The following is a 14974-nucleotide window of genomic DNA, read 5'->3' as shown; positions in this document are numbered from 1 at the left end:
TCTAGAAATTTAATTATAAAACCCTGGTTTTCGATCATCGAAAACTGGAATGTTCTTGCGAATATCTTTGACGCGATCCAAATCAATTTCTGTAGAGAGAATCCCTTCATGTTCATCAGCCTCAGCTAGCACTTCCCCCCAAGGATCAATGATCAATGAATGGCCGGCAAATTGATTATTTGGGTCTGAGCCGGACCGATTACATGCGATCACATAGCATTGATTTTCAATCGCTCTAGCGATTAACAGCGCTTTCCAGTGAGGAAGTCGAGGAGCAGGCCATTCTGCCACCACAAACAATGCTTCAGCACCCTCAGCTGTGTGTGAACGAATCCATTCTGGAAAACGAATATCATAACAAATTACTCCGGCAAACTGATGATTTTCTAATTCAAATAGACCTTTTTCATTGCCGGCTTCAAGATATAAATGCTCATCCATAAGTCTAAAAAGGTGCAACTTATTGTATTGGTGCACAAGTTTACCATCTTTGCTTATAACTAGAAGGGTATTTTTTACACCTGTTTCATCCTGATTGGCTACAGATCCGCCAACGAAATGTACATGAAAGTTCTTTGCAGCGGATTTAAGAAATTTTATTGTTTCGATTGCGTTTTTATCTGAAATTTTTTCTAACCGTGTCAAGTCGTAACCGGTTGTCCATAGTTCAGGAAGGACTACGATATCGGGTTTTTGCTCCATTGCTTTCTTAAGTAGTTTAGTAGCATTTTCGTAATTTTTAATTGGGTCACCAAAGGCAATATCCATTTGTAGACATGCGATTTTTAGTTTCACCTAACTTCCCCCTTTTTAATTTCAGATTTTTCTTTACAAGCTTTTATAAAAGTTATATCATTTGTGACTAGAATTTCAACTATAAATGAATTAACTCATCACTAGTACTTAAAATATTCCCCTGATGAAATGAAATCAAGATAAGAGGTAATCTCTGTCATCAATAAAACATTGTCGGAAAAACATGAAGGAATAATAAAAACAATGTCGAAATACGCAATAAATAGAATGTTTTGTCTACTTTTGCGAAGGTATTTACTTTATTCTAAATTCTTGTCATAATTCTTCAAGTAGTCTATTTTTAATGATTTAAAGGGAAAGTGTAGGGGAATAAAATTGTATAAATATAGTAATCATTATCGTACTGAGGTGCTGGAGGAAATAAAAGAAAAAAGAGAATTAATGATCAGCTGTGCAAATCAACTTGGCTTTACTAATGAAAAAACCATTCAATACAGTCAAGAACTTGATGAATTAATTAATGAATACCAAAGGCTTTTTAAGCATTCTCCAAGGGAAAATGAAGAAGTAAAATTTGCTTTTAAACAAATGATTATGGTTTGGCCTAAGGCATTCCTTGAATTATGAAAGAATCTATTAAAAAAGCTTAAATATATGCCTCGGTCCAAAGTACCAAAATAATGGCCTTCCTTTTAATGATAGATTATAAAGCAGAAAAAATACCGGAAGGCCTCAGTAGCATAAACTCCCATGATTACCTCAATTCTATTAGATCCATTTCTACAATCAAACGTTTTCTACAAATTTAGACAATACTGTGATTTTTATCATTGTTTATATCAAAATATTTCATATAGTTATAATTAGACACATGAAAACCACAAATTACACCACGACATTCAATCTTCTATAAAAAGAGCACATCAAAAAGTATTCTTGGTTGGTAATATGCTTATATTGCGATACATATATCGTATTGATAAGCATTTTTATACCTAAAAGTTAAAACGCTTTCAATAATCAGTTTTATATGGAGGAGGAAAAAACCTACATGCACATTGTCGTATGTGTCAAACAAGTACCTGATACCAAAATCATTAAAATTAATCCCAAAACAAACACACTCGACCGAAGAAGTGCTCCTGCAATTTTAAATCCCTATGATGGTCATGCAGTCCAGGAAGCTGTAAAAATCAAAGAAAAAACCGGTGGGACAATTTCGGTATTGTCAATGGGACCGCCACAAGCAACTGCGGTAATAAAAAAGAGCATTGAGATCGGCGCAGATAGGGGGTATTTAATATCGGACCGTGCCTTTGCCGGTGCGGATACACTTGCTACAAGCTATGCCCTATCAAAGGCTTTAGAAAGAATTAATAAGGAACTCCCAGTAGATATGGTCATATGCGGAAAGCATGCCATTGATGGAGATACAGGGCAGGTTGGACCTGGAATCGCAAGAAGAATGGATATTCCGCCTGTTACAAGTGTAATCGAAGTAGCAGAAGTGAATGAGAAAGAAAAAACCGTGTTAATCAAACGGAAATTAACAAACGGGTATGAGCTTATCCAAGCAGAGCTACCATGCTTGTTGACAGTGGAAAAAGAAATTAATGATATTGAATATTCACCGATGACCAATATGATAAAGGCAGCACGGTATGAACCTATCATTTGGTCAGTTAATGATTTAGAAAATGTCGAGCGTACACAGCTAGGATTAAAAGGTTCACCGACGATTGTTGGAAAAATGTTTACACCTCCACGGCCAGAGGGTGGAAAAAAACTCGAGGGTTCTGCTGATGAGCAAGTGAATCAGCTAATGGAAATGTTAATGGAGAAAAAGGACTTGTTCACAATAAAGTCAGCGAAATAAAGTAAGCCTAATCTTATCTTTATCCGCAGGGAGGGGTATACATGAATCTTGAAGAATACCGTGGAGTCTGGGTGTTCATTGAACAAAATGACGGTAAAATCGAAGGAGTTTCATTAGAGTTATTAGGAGCAGGCAGAAAGCTTGCTGATAAATTACAGGTTCCATTAGCTGGATTCATACTTGGAGATGGGATAAAAACACTCGCTAACCAAGTGATAGCATACGGTGCAGATGAAATCTATTGCATTGACCATCCAGTATTAAAAACATATCGGACAGAATCATATATGAAGGGCGTTATCGAGATCGCTGAAAAATACAAACCAGAAATCATTCTATACGGGGCAACACCTAATGGAAAAGACTTGGCAAGTGCTGTTGCGACTGATTTAAATACCGGACTGACAGCGGATACGACGATGCTCGATGTTGATACAGATAACCGCTTGCTCGAGGCTAGCCGTCCTGCATTCGGTGGTAATATTATGGCGACGATTCTATGTAAAAAACATCGTCCGCAGATGGCAACCGTCAGGCCGAAGGTAATGAAGGCACTCGAACCAGATGCAGGAAGACTTGGAAAAATAATCGAAGAAAAAATATCATTGCAAGAAGAAGATATGCGCACAAAAGTGCTAAAAATTGTGAATGACGTAACAAAAAAAGCTAATTTGGCAGATGCCCATGTGATTGTTTGTGGTGGGAAAGGTATGGGAGATATTCAAAACTTCCAGCTTATCCATGAATTTGCAGAAGTCATTGGAGCAACTGTTGGCGGTACACGCGATGTGGTTGAAGCAGGGTGGCTGCCACATGAACAACAGATTGGTCAAACGGGCGAAACCGTTACACCAAAAATTTATTTTGCGATTGCCTTATCTGGGGCTATTCAGCATGTCGTTGGCATGAAAAACTCCGATTTAATTATCGCCATCAATAAAGATCCAAATGCACCCATCTTTGACGTTGCCACATATGGCATCGTAGGAGATGCACTAGAAATTGTACCTAAATTAATTGAGCAATTTAAAGAGGTACGGAATGAAAAGGGCGGTGAAGTGAGCTATGCCTGAAAAATTTGATGTTATTGTCGTTGGAGCAGGACCTGCAGGAACAGCATGTGCCCTTACTTGTGCCAAAAATGGTCTAAATGTTTTACTCATTGAAAGAGGAGAATACCCAGGTGCCAAGAATGTTATGGGCGGGGTTTTATATCGCAAGCAAATGGAGGAGCTAATACCTGAATTTTGGAAGGAAGCACCATTAGAGAGACCAGTCATTGAGCAGCGTTTCTGGATGATGGACCAGGAATCGGTTGTCCAATTCGGCTACAAGGGTATGGAATGGGCAGTTGAACCATATAATAATTTCACCGTATTAAGAGCCCAATTTGACCAATGGTTTGCCCAAAAAGCGGTTGAGGCTGGTGCTCTTCTCATTAACGAAACCGTTGTTAAAGAGTGTATTGTGGAAAACGGAAAGGTTGTTGGTGTTCGGACCGACCGCCCTGATGGTGATGTTTACGCAGATGTCGTTGTATTAGCAGATGGTGTTAACTCACTGCTCTCTAAACAGTTAGGCTTCCATAAAGAATTTCGTCCGGACGAAGTGGCATTAACAGTCATGGAAGTTATTAATCTACCAAAAGAAAAAATTAATGATCGCTTTAATTTAGAAGAGAATCAAGGCTGTACGATTGAAATTTTTGGGGATTCCACAAAAGGAAATCTAGGAACCGCGTTCCTTTATACCAATAAGGACAGCTTAAATATCGGGGTTGGTACAACCCTCTCCAGCATGATTAAGGCAAAGCTAAAGCCATATGATTTACTCGACTATTTGAAAAATCACCCGATGGTAAGACCATATCTTGCTGGCGGTGAATCTGCAGAGTACCTTGCTCACCTTATTCCGGAAGGGGGATTCCGCTCCGTACCAAAGGTTGCAGGAAATGGTGTCATGGTAGTTGGTGATGCTGCACAGCTTGTTAATGCTATTCATCGTGAAGGTTCGAACATGGCAATGCACTCCGGAAAATTGGCTGCAGAAGCAATTGTTCAAGCGCAGCGCCGTGGCGACTATAGTGAATCAAGCTTAAATAGCTACCGTGAAGCACTATATAATAGTTTCATTATTAAAGATTTAGAGAAATATAAGGATGCTGCCCATACGTTTGAGAAGTATCCACAATACTTTAAAGAATATGTACCGCTGATGAATCAGGCTATGAGTAAATTCTTTACAGTGGATGGAACACCAAAACGTGAAAAACAAAAACAAATCATGAAGAGTGTGACAGCTGAAAGAGGAACGATCAAAGTATTGCAAGATATTTATCGTGCTTGGAAGGCGGTGAAATAATGTCAACGAAGAATCTTGAGGAAAAGCAGTATCTTCTCCGCTTTAAGTGTGATACGAAATCTCACTTAACTGTTCTTGACCATGACATTTGCATGACGAAATGCCCCGATAAAATTTGCACGGTATTTTGCCCAGCCGAAGTGTATAAATGGGAAGGAACGCGGATGCAGGTAGGCTACGAAGGCTGTCATGAATGTGGAAGCTGCCGTATCGGCTGCCCATACCAAAACATCAAATGGGAATATCCAAAAGGCGGACATGGGATTGTGTTCCGACTTGCATAAAAATAAAAATAAAGCTCTCCGCTAAACTAAGCTAGATTAATAGGAAAAGGTGCTGTTTGCTATAAAGCCTACAGCACCTTTTTGCTTTGACAGAATGCTTCGTTATAGAATTCATACTATTGAAATAGATTTCCAGTCTTAAAAAATTATTCTAACTAAAAAATAGTGTCATAAATACTATATGTATATTTTTTCACATGAAAATGTAAAAAGAAGGTGAAGCAGAAGGTAAGGATTATAAGGGGATTAGCTTATTTTCTCTAGTACTGTAGCAGAGGAAAGTTGATCTTTTTTGCTGGATTTGACAAGCGATGAGGCTAGTGCGTTAGCCCAATCCATTAATGCCATATTGGCTGAACAATAATATGGTTTTTTCCAATTGAAATCTCCTTCGCTGGTAGCGGGATAAACGCTCACTTTCCAATGAAAGTATATTTTTGATTGTGGGAGCTGTACCCCTTCAACGGCTATAAGCCAATGAGTACATGAAGAGTCAGGGTCATAAGCATCGGTTTCTTTTAATGACATTAGGTCGTTAGCTTCGATAGGTACTAAGGCTTTTTGATAAAAGTCGTGGTAATTTGGGGTTTTCATCTTATTTGCCCTCCCTAATAAATGTTCTATCTTCATTATATGAAACTTTTAAACATTTTTTGAGTAATAAATGTTAAATTTTTACGAAAAATAAAAGAGGTTCCATGGATATCACAAAATGAAAAAGGAAAATGTGATTCGAGTCACTTCAATAAGGACCTTTTCTATATATACTAATATAAAAATAAACTATTGAGGTGAAGGATAATGAGTGGCTGCATGAGCGCAATGGGAGGTATGCCTCCAGTAGAACTTAGTAATGGACTTAAACAATTAAAAAGTGAACACCCGCCATTATTGACTCAATTAGAAAACTTATTCCAGCTGACACAGCTAATTGACCAAGAAATGGACACAGAAAAGAATTTTAATGAATTAATAATGAAAGTTGAGTATTTTAAAGCAGAGCTTGACCCTCATTCGGAAAGGGAAGAGGGTGTTCTATTCCCGATGATGGGTGTACACATCGGTACAACCTCAGGGCCAATTGCCGTAATGGAATACGAACACGATCAGGCCAAATCCCAAATTAAAGCATTCCTTGATAAATCGGTAAATGGAGAACTTACAGTTGAAGAAATGAAACAATCAGCAGAATTAATTAAAAATGCCTATTTCATTCTTTCAGATCATTTCTCAAAAGAAGAAAATGTCTTGTTCCCGATGGCAGAAAGAATGCTATCTAATGAAGAAAAGGAAGAATTATTTCAAAAAATTCAACAGATTAAATAAAAGGATGGGTCAAGACCCATCCTTTTATTTATTCATTTCACTTACTCTTTGGTCTGAAGGGAGGAAGAAAGCAATTAAACCTAACAATGGAAGCGCGCCAATGCCCATAACCATTGTTTGTAAGCCAATTGCGTCTGCAATGTAGCCCAATCCGACCGAGCCGATTGCCCCCATTCCAAATGCAAGTCCTACCGTTAATCCAGACATTAAACCGATTTTTCCCGGAACTAATTCCTGTGCATAAACAACCGTTACCGAAAAACTTGTCATCAGAATAAAACCGGAGATAAGCAAGAAAATAAATGCAACCGTAGAAGGCACAAAAGGAATCAGAATCGAAAAAGGCACTGTCGCTAACATGGAAAAGGAGATAATTTTCTTTTTTCCAAAGCGGTCGGCAAGCGGACCGCCAAAAAATGTTCCAAATGCTCCGGAAACCAGAAAGGCAAATAAGAAAATCTGAGATTCCTTGATCGAAAATGAGTATTCCTTAATTGCATAAAAGGAATAAAAATTAGTCATTCCAGAAATATACCAAGATCGAGCAAAAATTAATAATAAGATAAAGATTAATGCCTTTGTTACATCTCTTGAAAAACCATTGCCTGTGTCGGATGAATTCTTTTTCTTATTGATTGGTGATGTTAATAACCTCTGGTGGTACCAATTGGCAATATAGATTAATAAAATGACAGCTGCAGCTGCAACAAGTGAAAACCAAGATGCACCGATTTGACCTAATGGAACTAGAATCAGTGCAGTAATAAGAGGTGCTAATGCCTGACCAGTGTTTCCACCCACCTGGTAAATCGATTGGGCAAGTCCTCGTTTGCTTCCTGCAGCCATGTAGGCTACCCTTGAACCTTCTGGATGAAACACGGCTGAACCGAGGCCAATGAAAATAACAGCCAAAACAACCCATCCAAATCCTGGTGCGAACCCTAAGCCAAGAACACCCCCTAATGTGAAGGTAAGCCCAATTGGTAATGCGAAAGGCATTGGTTTTTTATCGGTAAAACTGCCAATGACCGGCTGCATAATGGATGATACCATATTTAAGGAAAAGGCAATGATTCCAAGCTGAGTATAGGATAGCCCCATTGACTTTTCCAAAATTGGAAACATGGCGGGCACCACGGATTGTATAGCATCATTAAATAAGTGGCACAACCCGATCATCAAAAGAATTTTAAACATAGTTGATTCAGAGGCATTTGGAGTCTTTGTAGACAAAACTGCTTGTTGTCCCATAACATTCTCCTTTTTCTTAAAAGTAGCTAATATTTTATATTCATATATTACAAAACTTTTAAACAAAATAGGAATATTTATTTCTAATTTCGTAATATTTAAATTAAAAATAGAAAAATAAAAGGAATATTATGGGTTGAATAACAAAACGAGTCTTAGACTCATCAGATTGTAGAGAAAGGGTATTTTTCTCGGCAATTTTTTTTGTCGCGAACTAAAATCCCGATTTATATTAACTAAGTGTCAATGCTACCTAGCCTGTTGATTGGAGCGGAAGGCGCTCGACTCCTCGAAAATGCTATCGCATTTCCTTCGTGCGTTGGCGGATTCAAGGATGTAATTCAATGTCCTGCGGGAGTAAGGGGCAGGGGAGACCCCGCAGGCGCTAAAGCGCCGAGGAGGCTCCCCGGCACGCCCGCGGAAAGCGAAGCGCCTGGAGCGCAAATCAACAGACCTATTGAACAGCCTATTTATTAATAATATTATAATAAATTAACGCGGTGAATTGTTGAAAAAAGTGAATGAAATAAAAGGCTATCGAAAGTTTTTCGACAGCCTGACGAGTCTTAGACTCGTTTGTTTTTAACAATCGGTAAAGTGATTCCTACTTCAGTACCAACCGATTCAGTGCTATTAATATTGATTTCACCATTAAAAGATTGGATGATTCTTTTACAAATCACTAGACCCAACCCGGTTCCTGTTTCTTTTGATGTATAAAAGGGACGGAAGATCTTATCAAGATTATCCTTTGAGATACCTTTGCCATTATCGATTACTTGCAGCTTGCAATAATTGTCAAGTAGATGTAGGTTAACCTGTAAAATTCCATTGCTACTCATAGATTCAAAGGCGTTTCTTGTCACATTCAAAATCACTTGTTTCATTTGGTCTTTCACACAGTTAACCATCACCGGCTCATTTGGAATTTGCCAATGACACTCTATATTAAAAGTGTTCCCTTCAGAAATAATCAGCGGTTTGAGTTCATGAAGGGTTGCGGCGATGTCTACCTTTTCATTTAATTGGACAGTAGGTTTGCCAAGTATTAAAAATTCACTAACAATTTCATTAATTCGTTTTAACTCTGAGTTAATGATCTCAAAATAGTATTGATCCTCTGGGGCAGGATATTTTTCACTGAGGAGCTGGATTAATCCTTTTACACCTGTAAGTGGATTACGAATTTCATGTGCTGTACTCGCCGCCAAGGTCCCCACCAATTCTAATTTTTGAATTTCATTTTCTTTTCTCTCTTTAACCGTATTTTTTCTTAGTAAGATATATTCAATCATCAAAAATAGAATATGTGTCAAGATAAGTACTAGAAAAATAGCTTTTCCAAAGGTACTTCTAAGCTCTTGGGTATTTTGATCTGAAACTTTAACTTTTATAGTCCATGGTAGTCGATCTAGAGTTTTAGTTACCCAATTTTCCTTATTATTGAGATCATTTTTGCTAGTATTTATTTCGAGAACAGGGTGATTATCCTCATTTAATATATAAAGCTTGGTATCAGGAGTAAATACTCTCATCAAGTTGATCATATAATCAGTACGCAAATAGGCTACAAGAATGCCTTCCAATTGATTGTTCTCATCTAGGACAGGTGTAGCCAATCCTAAAATTTTTTGATTGTTTGGGAGGACCTCTTGATGATTGGAAATGACGGTATCTTTCGTTTTCATTATTTCTTGAATATAGTCCCGACTGCTGAAATCCGCATATATTTGGAAAGATTCAGAGCTAGAAAGAAGTTTTCCGTGAGAATCAAGTAAATATAGTCCACCGTAACGTGGATCACTATGATTTACTTTTTGAAGTAATGGTTCTATTGTTTGCAGATTATTCATGTTTTCTACAGCGGAAAGTGATACCACTTTTAGACTTGTGATGGTTTCACCGATGAATTGGTCCCAATTCTTTTGATACATTGATGCAATCCATTTGGCGTCAGTGTTTTTCTTGATATTAGTTTCTTTTAAGATATGATAATAGTAATAAAATCCAAAACTAATAATAGGTAGGATCACAATCAATACATATAATAAAACATCTTTTTTGTGAATTTTCATGGGGGTACCTCAACCATTCCCTGATACTTACCATATTAGATGTATTTATTATACCATCAGTTCAACTTTTTGATAAACAATCCTGTTCCAAAGGTAAATTGACACTAATTAAAAAGTTTTTTATAATAATTTTGAAATTGAGATAATATTACTAGGAAAAGTTAAACCTATAAAGGATGTTATTAAATGGAAAATGAATCAGTTGCAAAGTCTTTAAAGTTATTTATTGTCTTGTCGAGAGCGTATAAGGCAATTAATGAGCACGTTAATAAAGTTATCCAAGCCAATGGATTAAATCCGACAGAATTTGCTGTTTTAGAGCTTTTATATCATAAAGGTGACCAACCAATGCAACAAATTGGCGGTAAAATACTTTTGGCGAGCGGCAGCATCACGTATGTCGTTGATAAGCTTGAACAAAAAGGAATGTTGAAGCGGATTGCTTGCCCGAACGATAGAAGGGTAACTTATGCTCAAATTACAGACGAAGGGAAAAGTTTTATTCAAGAAATTTTTCCTGAACATGCCCGTCAAATTCATGATTTGATGTCAAGTTTGTCGGATACAGAAAAGGATGAGGCGATTCATTTGTTAAAAAAATTGGGTCTGCCTGCAGGAAAATTTTAATACGGCCATTGCCGTATTTTTTTTTATTAAAGGAATATACATAAATGGTGTCGAAATAATTTTATGGAATACAATTTCAAAATAAAGGGGATGTTCCAGTGAGCTTTGAAAACTATACATATAAGCGTCCGAATCTCGATGAGGTCAAAGTAACATTTGATGGCCTGCTTAAGAATTTCAAATATGCAGCAACCGTTGAAGAACAAACAATGGCAATAAACGAAATTAATAAATTAAGAAATGAAATTGGGACCTTGTTTACTCTAGCCTCGATTCGTCACTCTATTGATACGAACGATGAGTTTTATAAAGCAGAGCAAGATTATATGGATGAAATCCAACCTGAGGTTGAAGGTTTAGTGTCGATGTATTATCAGGCAATTGTGGAGTCAAGGTTCCGTACGGAATTAGAAGATAAGTGGGGGAAACAGCTTTTTGCTTTGGCTGAAGGGCAGTTGAAAACTTTTAAACCAGAAATTGTTCCGCTATTGCAAAAGGAAAATCGCTTATCAACGGAGTATACAAAGCTCCTTGCCTCAGCCAAAATCGATTTTGAAGGAGAAGAACGGACATTAGCCCAACTAGATCCTTTCACCGAAGACACAAATCGTGTCATGAGAAAAAAAGCCAGTGAAGCAAAATTCGCTTTCTTTGCTCAACATGAAGAAGAACTAGATCGAATTTATGATGAGCTTGTTAAGGTAAGAACTGAAATTGCGCGAAATCTTGGTTATAAAAATTTTGTGGAGCTTGGCTATTACCGGATGATGAGAACGGATTACAATGCTGAAATGGTGGCAAAGTTCCGTGAACAGGTAATGGATTTTATAGTACCTATTGCAACAAAACTAAAGGCTCGTCAACAGGAGCGAATTGCTGTAGAAAAATTAAAATATTATGATGAAAATTTTATTTTTGAGACAGGAAATGCCGTTCCAAAAGGAAGCCCTGAATGGATTATTGAAAATGGACGAAAAATGTATGAAGACCTTTCAGAGGAAACCGGAGCCTTTTTCCGTTTTATGCAAGAGAATAACCTGATGGATTTAGTAGCGAAAAAAGGAAAAGCAGGTGGAGGATATTGCACCTATATCGAGGATTATAAATCGCCATTTATCTTTTCCAATTTTAATGGAACGTCAGGGGATATTGATGTACTGACACATGAGGCAGGACATGCCTTCCAGGTTTACTCCAGCCGTCACTTTGAAGTTCCGGAATATTACTGGCCAACCTATGAAGCGGCTGAAATTCATTCAATGAGCATGGAGTTTTTTACTTGGCCTTGGATGGAATTTTTCTTTAAAGAAGATACGGATAAATACAAGTTTTCTCACTTAAGTAGTGCTTTATTATTCCTGCCATATGGGGTCTCAGTTGATGAATTCCAGCATTGGGTCTATGAGAATCCGGATGCTTCTCCTAAAGATAGGAAACATAAGTGGCGTGAAATTGAGAAAAAGTATATGCCACATAAAGATTATGATGGCAATGAATATTTAGAAAATGGTGGCTTTTGGCAGCGCCAAGGTCATATATACAATTCACCTTTTTATTATATTGACTATACCCTTGCACAGATTTGTGCGTTCCAATTCTGGAAACGTTCAAGAGAAAACAAGGAAGATGCATGGAAGGATTATGTCAAACTATGTAAGCTTGGTGGAAGTATGTCATTTACTAAGCTAGTAGAAGCGGCAAACCTTATTTCACCTTTTGAAGACGGCTGTGTCGAGTCAGTCGTTGGGGAAATTGAAGCATGGTTAAATTCTGTTGAAGATAAGAAGTTATAAAAGGAAAGAGGCTGTCCCAAAAGGTGACTGCCACACTATATGTACAAAGTTCATGATAATTTTTCCGCTATGTTGATTGGTGCGGAAGGCGCTCGACTCCTCGAAAATGCTATCGCATTTCGTTCGTGCGTGGGCGGATTCAAGGATGTATTTCAATGTCCTGCGGGAGTACTGGGCAGGGGAGACCCCACAGGCGCAATAGCGCCGAGGAGGCTCCCCGGACCGCCACTAGAGCGGAAATCAACAGACAAGTTTAACAACCATTATTAAAAAAGAGGGTACCCCTAAAAGTTATACTTTTGGGACAGCCGCTTGATAAAAGAAAAAGCGAAGCCTCAAAATGGCTTCGCTTTTGTCTGCTTATCTAGCAGTCATATCATGAGCAACTACATTCAATTGATTTTCCATCAAAGTAACAGTCAATTTTTTCACTTCCGGCTCTTCCAAAATAAAATCAGCAATTTTATCTTCAAGCTGTTCTTGAATGACTCTGCGTAATGGACGTGCCCCAAAGGCAGGGTTGTAGCCAAGCTCCGCTAATTTTTCTTTTGCATCTGTTGTAATAGTGATAATAATATTTTGCTCCGTTAATGATGCTTGGAGCTCAGTGAGCATTAAATCAACAATGTGAAAAATATGTTCCTTGTCTAGCGCTAAAAATTCTATAATATTATCAAAGCGGTTTAAGAATTCTGGTTTGAAGAAGCTGCCAAGTGAGTCAAGAATGTTTGCTTCTTCTATTGCTTCATTTGCTCCAAAGCCGACATGAATAGGTTTAAAACCGCTCCCAGCATTGCTCGTCATAATAATCACAGTGTCCTTAAAGCTTACGATTCTTCCTTGACTATCAGTGAGACGACCATCTTCAAGAATTTGCAGGAACATATGCTGTACGTCAGGATGTGCTTTTTCAATTTCATCCAACAAAATAATACTATAAGGATTTCTACGCACTTTTTCGGTAAGCTGTCCTGCTTCATCGTGGCCGACATATCCAGGAGGTGATCCGATTAATTTTGACACACTATGTTTTTCCATATACTCACTCATGTCGAGACGGATCATCGCATCCTTAGAGCCAAATAACTCCTCAGCAAGTGTTTTCGATAATTCCGTTTTACCGACACCAGTTGGTCCGACAAATAGGAAGGAACCAATCGGCCGATTCTTTGATTTGAGGCCAGCGCGGCTGCGCCTGATAGCTTTTGCTACTTTTTTCACAGCCTTTTCTTGACCAATCACCTTTTTATTAAGATTCTCTTCTAAATGCTTCATCTTATGCTGTTCATCTTCTTGAAGCTTACCGACAGGAATCCCTGTTTTTTGTTCGATTATTTCTTGAATGTGGCCGACCTCAACAAGCGGTCTTTCAGTCCCAGTTACTTTGTTTAATGCCTTTTCAAGCTTTGATTCTTCATCTCTTAGAGTAGCAGCCATTTCGTAATTTTCCTTTTTGAGTGCTTCTTCTTTTTCAACTGCAATCTCTTTTAAGCGGGATTCAATTTGCTCATTGCTCTTATAGTCGGATGAAAGATTTAGTTTTGATCCCGCTTCATCGAGCAAGTCGATTGCCTTGTCGGGCAGGAACCGGTCTTGAATGTATCGATTTGACAAGTTCACACAGGCGGTAATAGCATCATCAGAATAAGTTACTTGATGATAATCTTCGTATTTCTTTTGAATTCCTTTTAAAATCGCAATTGCTGCTTCAGCGGTTGGTTCAAGAACAGAAATGGGCTGAAAACGGCGTTCTAATGCAGAATCTTTTTCTATTTGCCGATATTCTTTTAGGGTTGTGGCACCAATCACTTGTATATCTCCGCGGGCAAGTGCAGGCTTTAATATGTTTCCAGCGTCCATCGAGCCTTCAGCAGAACCAGCTCCAACGAGAAGATGGATCTCATCAATAAATAGAATAATATTTTTACGGTTTTGTAATTCTGAAATTAATTGCTTCATTCTTTCTTCAAATTGTCCGCGAATACCCGTATTAGCAACGAGTGAAGCAACATCGAGCAAGTAAACTTCTTTTGTTTTTAATTTGTTTGGTACTTCCCCTTCAGCGATTTTTAAGGCGAGACCTTCGGCAATTGCAGTTTTACCGACACCAGGTTCACCGATGAGGACAGGATTGTTTTTGTTTCTTCTGTTTAATATTTCAATGACGCGTGCAATTTCTTCATCTCTACCTATTACAGGGTCAATAAGGCCAGCTTTGGCCATGGTGCTTAAGTTACGCCCGAATTGGTCAATAAAACCTCCACGGGAATGTTTTTTTTCAGGCTGTGAAAAGTGCTGTCCATTCACATCTTGACCTTCCATTGAGTTATTTCCAAAAAAGAGTTCTTCAAATGGGAAGCTGGTAAAACCATTCATATTTGGTCCAAAGCTTGCTACAATGGCCTCTTTTTCCATTGTAAAGCATTGATGGCAGAGTTTTATTTCTTGATGTTGACCATTCCTATTCATATTTAACTGTACATTCGCTTGATTTTGTTGACATCGTTGACAAAGCATGAACAAAACCTCCTCAACATATTAGTTTTGACTTTGACTATCTTTGACCTATTGATCATAGTATACTCTGACCTTTTTTGACTTTCAAGTATTTAATCCTAGTAATGG

The 14974-nt window shown here is 38.0% G+C and carries 13 protein-coding genes; 8 read left to right on the top strand and 5 right to left on the bottom strand.

All coding sequences use genetic code 11. The features are described 5' to 3' along the window. Window positions 1-9: 9 nt before the first annotated feature. A complete protein-coding gene (locus BN1082_RS02860; RefSeq protein WP_090630572.1) occupies window positions 10-795 on the bottom strand; it encodes a carbon-nitrogen family hydrolase in 786 nt (261 codons plus the stop codon). A gap of 336 nt (window positions 796-1131) precedes the next feature. Between BN1082_RS02860 and BN1082_RS02855 the strand changes: the two genes are divergently transcribed. The 5 genes from BN1082_RS02855 (at window position 1132) to BN1082_RS02835 (ending at window position 5277) form a co-directional block, all read left to right on the top strand. Continuing rightward, window positions 1132-1383: an aspartyl-phosphate phosphatase Spo0E family protein gene (locus BN1082_RS02855; RefSeq protein WP_090630569.1), complete on the top strand. Its 252-nt coding sequence runs from the start codon at window positions 1132-1134 to the stop codon at window positions 1381-1383. 424 nt (window positions 1384-1807) lie between these two features. Next, window positions 1808-2632: an electron transfer flavoprotein subunit beta/FixA family protein gene (locus tag BN1082_RS02850; protein WP_090630566.1), complete on the top strand. Its 825-nt coding sequence runs from the start codon at window positions 1808-1810 to the stop codon at window positions 2630-2632. Between the two features lie 41 nt (window positions 2633-2673). After that, window positions 2674-3705, top strand: coding sequence for an electron transfer flavoprotein subunit alpha/FixB family protein (locus BN1082_RS02845; protein ID WP_090630563.1), 1032 nt, complete (start codon window positions 2674-2676; stop codon window positions 3703-3705). Further along, on the top strand, window positions 3698-4993 hold the full coding sequence (locus tag BN1082_RS02840; RefSeq protein WP_090630560.1) for an FAD-dependent oxidoreductase: 1296 nt from the start codon (window positions 3698-3700) through the stop codon (window positions 4991-4993). Before BN1082_RS02845 ends, BN1082_RS02840 begins: the two co-directional genes overlap by 8 nt. Continuing rightward, the gene (locus tag BN1082_RS02835; RefSeq protein ID WP_090630557.1) at window positions 4993-5277 is read left to right on the top strand and encodes a ferredoxin family protein; all 285 of its coding nucleotides are present in this window, start codon (window positions 4993-4995) and stop codon (window positions 5275-5277) included. Before BN1082_RS02840 ends, BN1082_RS02835 begins: the two co-directional genes overlap by 1 nt. Window positions 5278-5523: 246 nt before the next feature. Here BN1082_RS02835 and BN1082_RS02830 read toward each other — a convergent pair whose 3' ends face one another. Next, complete coding sequence (locus tag BN1082_RS02830) at window positions 5524-5871, bottom strand: hypothetical protein (RefSeq protein WP_090630554.1); 348 nt, start codon at window positions 5869-5871, stop codon at window positions 5524-5526. Between the two features lie 207 nt (window positions 5872-6078). Here BN1082_RS02830 and BN1082_RS02825 point away from each other — a divergent pair, with 207 nt between their 5' ends. Next, window positions 6079-6603 (top strand): hemerythrin domain-containing protein, encoded by a 525-nt coding sequence (locus tag BN1082_RS02825; RefSeq protein ID WP_090630551.1) that lies wholly within the window; start codon window positions 6079-6081, stop codon window positions 6601-6603. Window positions 6604-6627: 24 nt separating this feature from the next. Here BN1082_RS02825 and BN1082_RS02820 read toward each other — a convergent pair whose 3' ends face one another. Together BN1082_RS02820 and BN1082_RS02810 are read right to left on the bottom strand one after the other, a co-directional pair. Beyond that, window positions 6628-7854 (bottom strand): MFS transporter, encoded by a 1227-nt coding sequence (locus BN1082_RS02820; RefSeq protein ID WP_090630549.1) that lies wholly within the window; start codon window positions 7852-7854, stop codon window positions 6628-6630. 566 nt (window positions 7855-8420) lie between these two features. Beyond that, window positions 8421-9929, bottom strand: a complete 1509-nt coding sequence (locus tag BN1082_RS02810) for a PAS domain-containing sensor histidine kinase (protein ID WP_090630543.1) — start codon at window positions 9927-9929, stop codon at window positions 8421-8423. Window positions 9930-10115: 186 nt separating this feature from the next. On the opposite strand from BN1082_RS02810, the gene BN1082_RS02805 reads away from it, so the two are divergent. After that, window positions 10116-10556: a MarR family winged helix-turn-helix transcriptional regulator gene (locus BN1082_RS02805; RefSeq protein WP_090630540.1), complete on the top strand. Its 441-nt coding sequence runs from the start codon at window positions 10116-10118 to the stop codon at window positions 10554-10556. A gap of 98 nt (window positions 10557-10654) precedes the next feature. Continuing rightward, window positions 10655-12349: a M3 family oligoendopeptidase gene (locus BN1082_RS02800; RefSeq protein WP_090630537.1), complete on the top strand. Its 1695-nt coding sequence runs from the start codon at window positions 10655-10657 to the stop codon at window positions 12347-12349. 360 nt (window positions 12350-12709) lie between these two features. Here BN1082_RS02800 and BN1082_RS02790 read toward each other — a convergent pair whose 3' ends face one another. Continuing rightward, window positions 12710-14866, bottom strand: coding sequence for an ATP-dependent Clp protease ATP-binding subunit (locus BN1082_RS02790; RefSeq protein ID WP_090630532.1), 2157 nt, complete (start codon window positions 14864-14866; stop codon window positions 12710-12712). Window positions 14867-14974 lie beyond the last annotated feature (108 nt).

This window comes from Neobacillus massiliamazoniensis, from assembly GCF_001048695.1.
GTDB lineage: Bacteria > Bacillota > Bacilli > Bacillales > Cytobacillaceae > Neobacillus > Neobacillus massiliamazoniensis.
Note: the sequence above shows the minus strand (reverse complement) of the source record. Positions and strands in the feature narration are given on the sequence as shown.

Bases quoted from the DNA above. Each gene is read 5' to 3' on its own strand.
- BN1082_RS02805 (WP_090630540.1), top strand. From the start codon at position 10,116: ATGGAAAATGAATCAGTTGCAAAGTCTTTAAAGTTATTTATTGTCTTG.
- BN1082_RS02850 (WP_090630566.1), top strand. From the start codon at position 1,808: ATGCACATTGTCGTATGTGTCAAACAAGTACCTGATACCAAAATCATT.
- BN1082_RS02835 (WP_090630557.1), top strand. From the start codon at position 4,993: ATGTCAACGAAGAATCTTGAGGAAAAGCAGTATCTTCTCCGCTTTAAG.
- BN1082_RS02820 (WP_090630549.1), bottom strand. From the start codon at position 7,854: ATGGGACAACAAGCAGTTTTGTCTACAAAGACTCCAAATGCCTCTGAA.
- BN1082_RS02840 (WP_090630560.1), top strand. From the start codon at position 3,698: ATGCCTGAAAAATTTGATGTTATTGTCGTTGGAGCAGGACCTGCAGGA.
- BN1082_RS02810 (WP_090630543.1), bottom strand. From the start codon at position 9,929: ATGAAAATTCACAAAAAAGATGTTTTATTATATGTATTGATTGTGATC.
- BN1082_RS02845 (WP_090630563.1), top strand. From the start codon at position 2,674: ATGAATCTTGAAGAATACCGTGGAGTCTGGGTGTTCATTGAACAAAAT.
- BN1082_RS02830 (WP_090630554.1), bottom strand. From the start codon at position 5,871: ATGAAAACCCCAAATTACCACGACTTTTATCAAAAAGCCTTAGTACCT.
- BN1082_RS02825 (WP_090630551.1), top strand. From the start codon at position 6,079: ATGAGTGGCTGCATGAGCGCAATGGGAGGTATGCCTCCAGTAGAACTT.
- BN1082_RS02790 (WP_090630532.1), bottom strand. From the start codon at position 14,866: ATGCTTTGTCAACGATGTCAACAAAATCAAGCGAATGTACAGTTAAAT.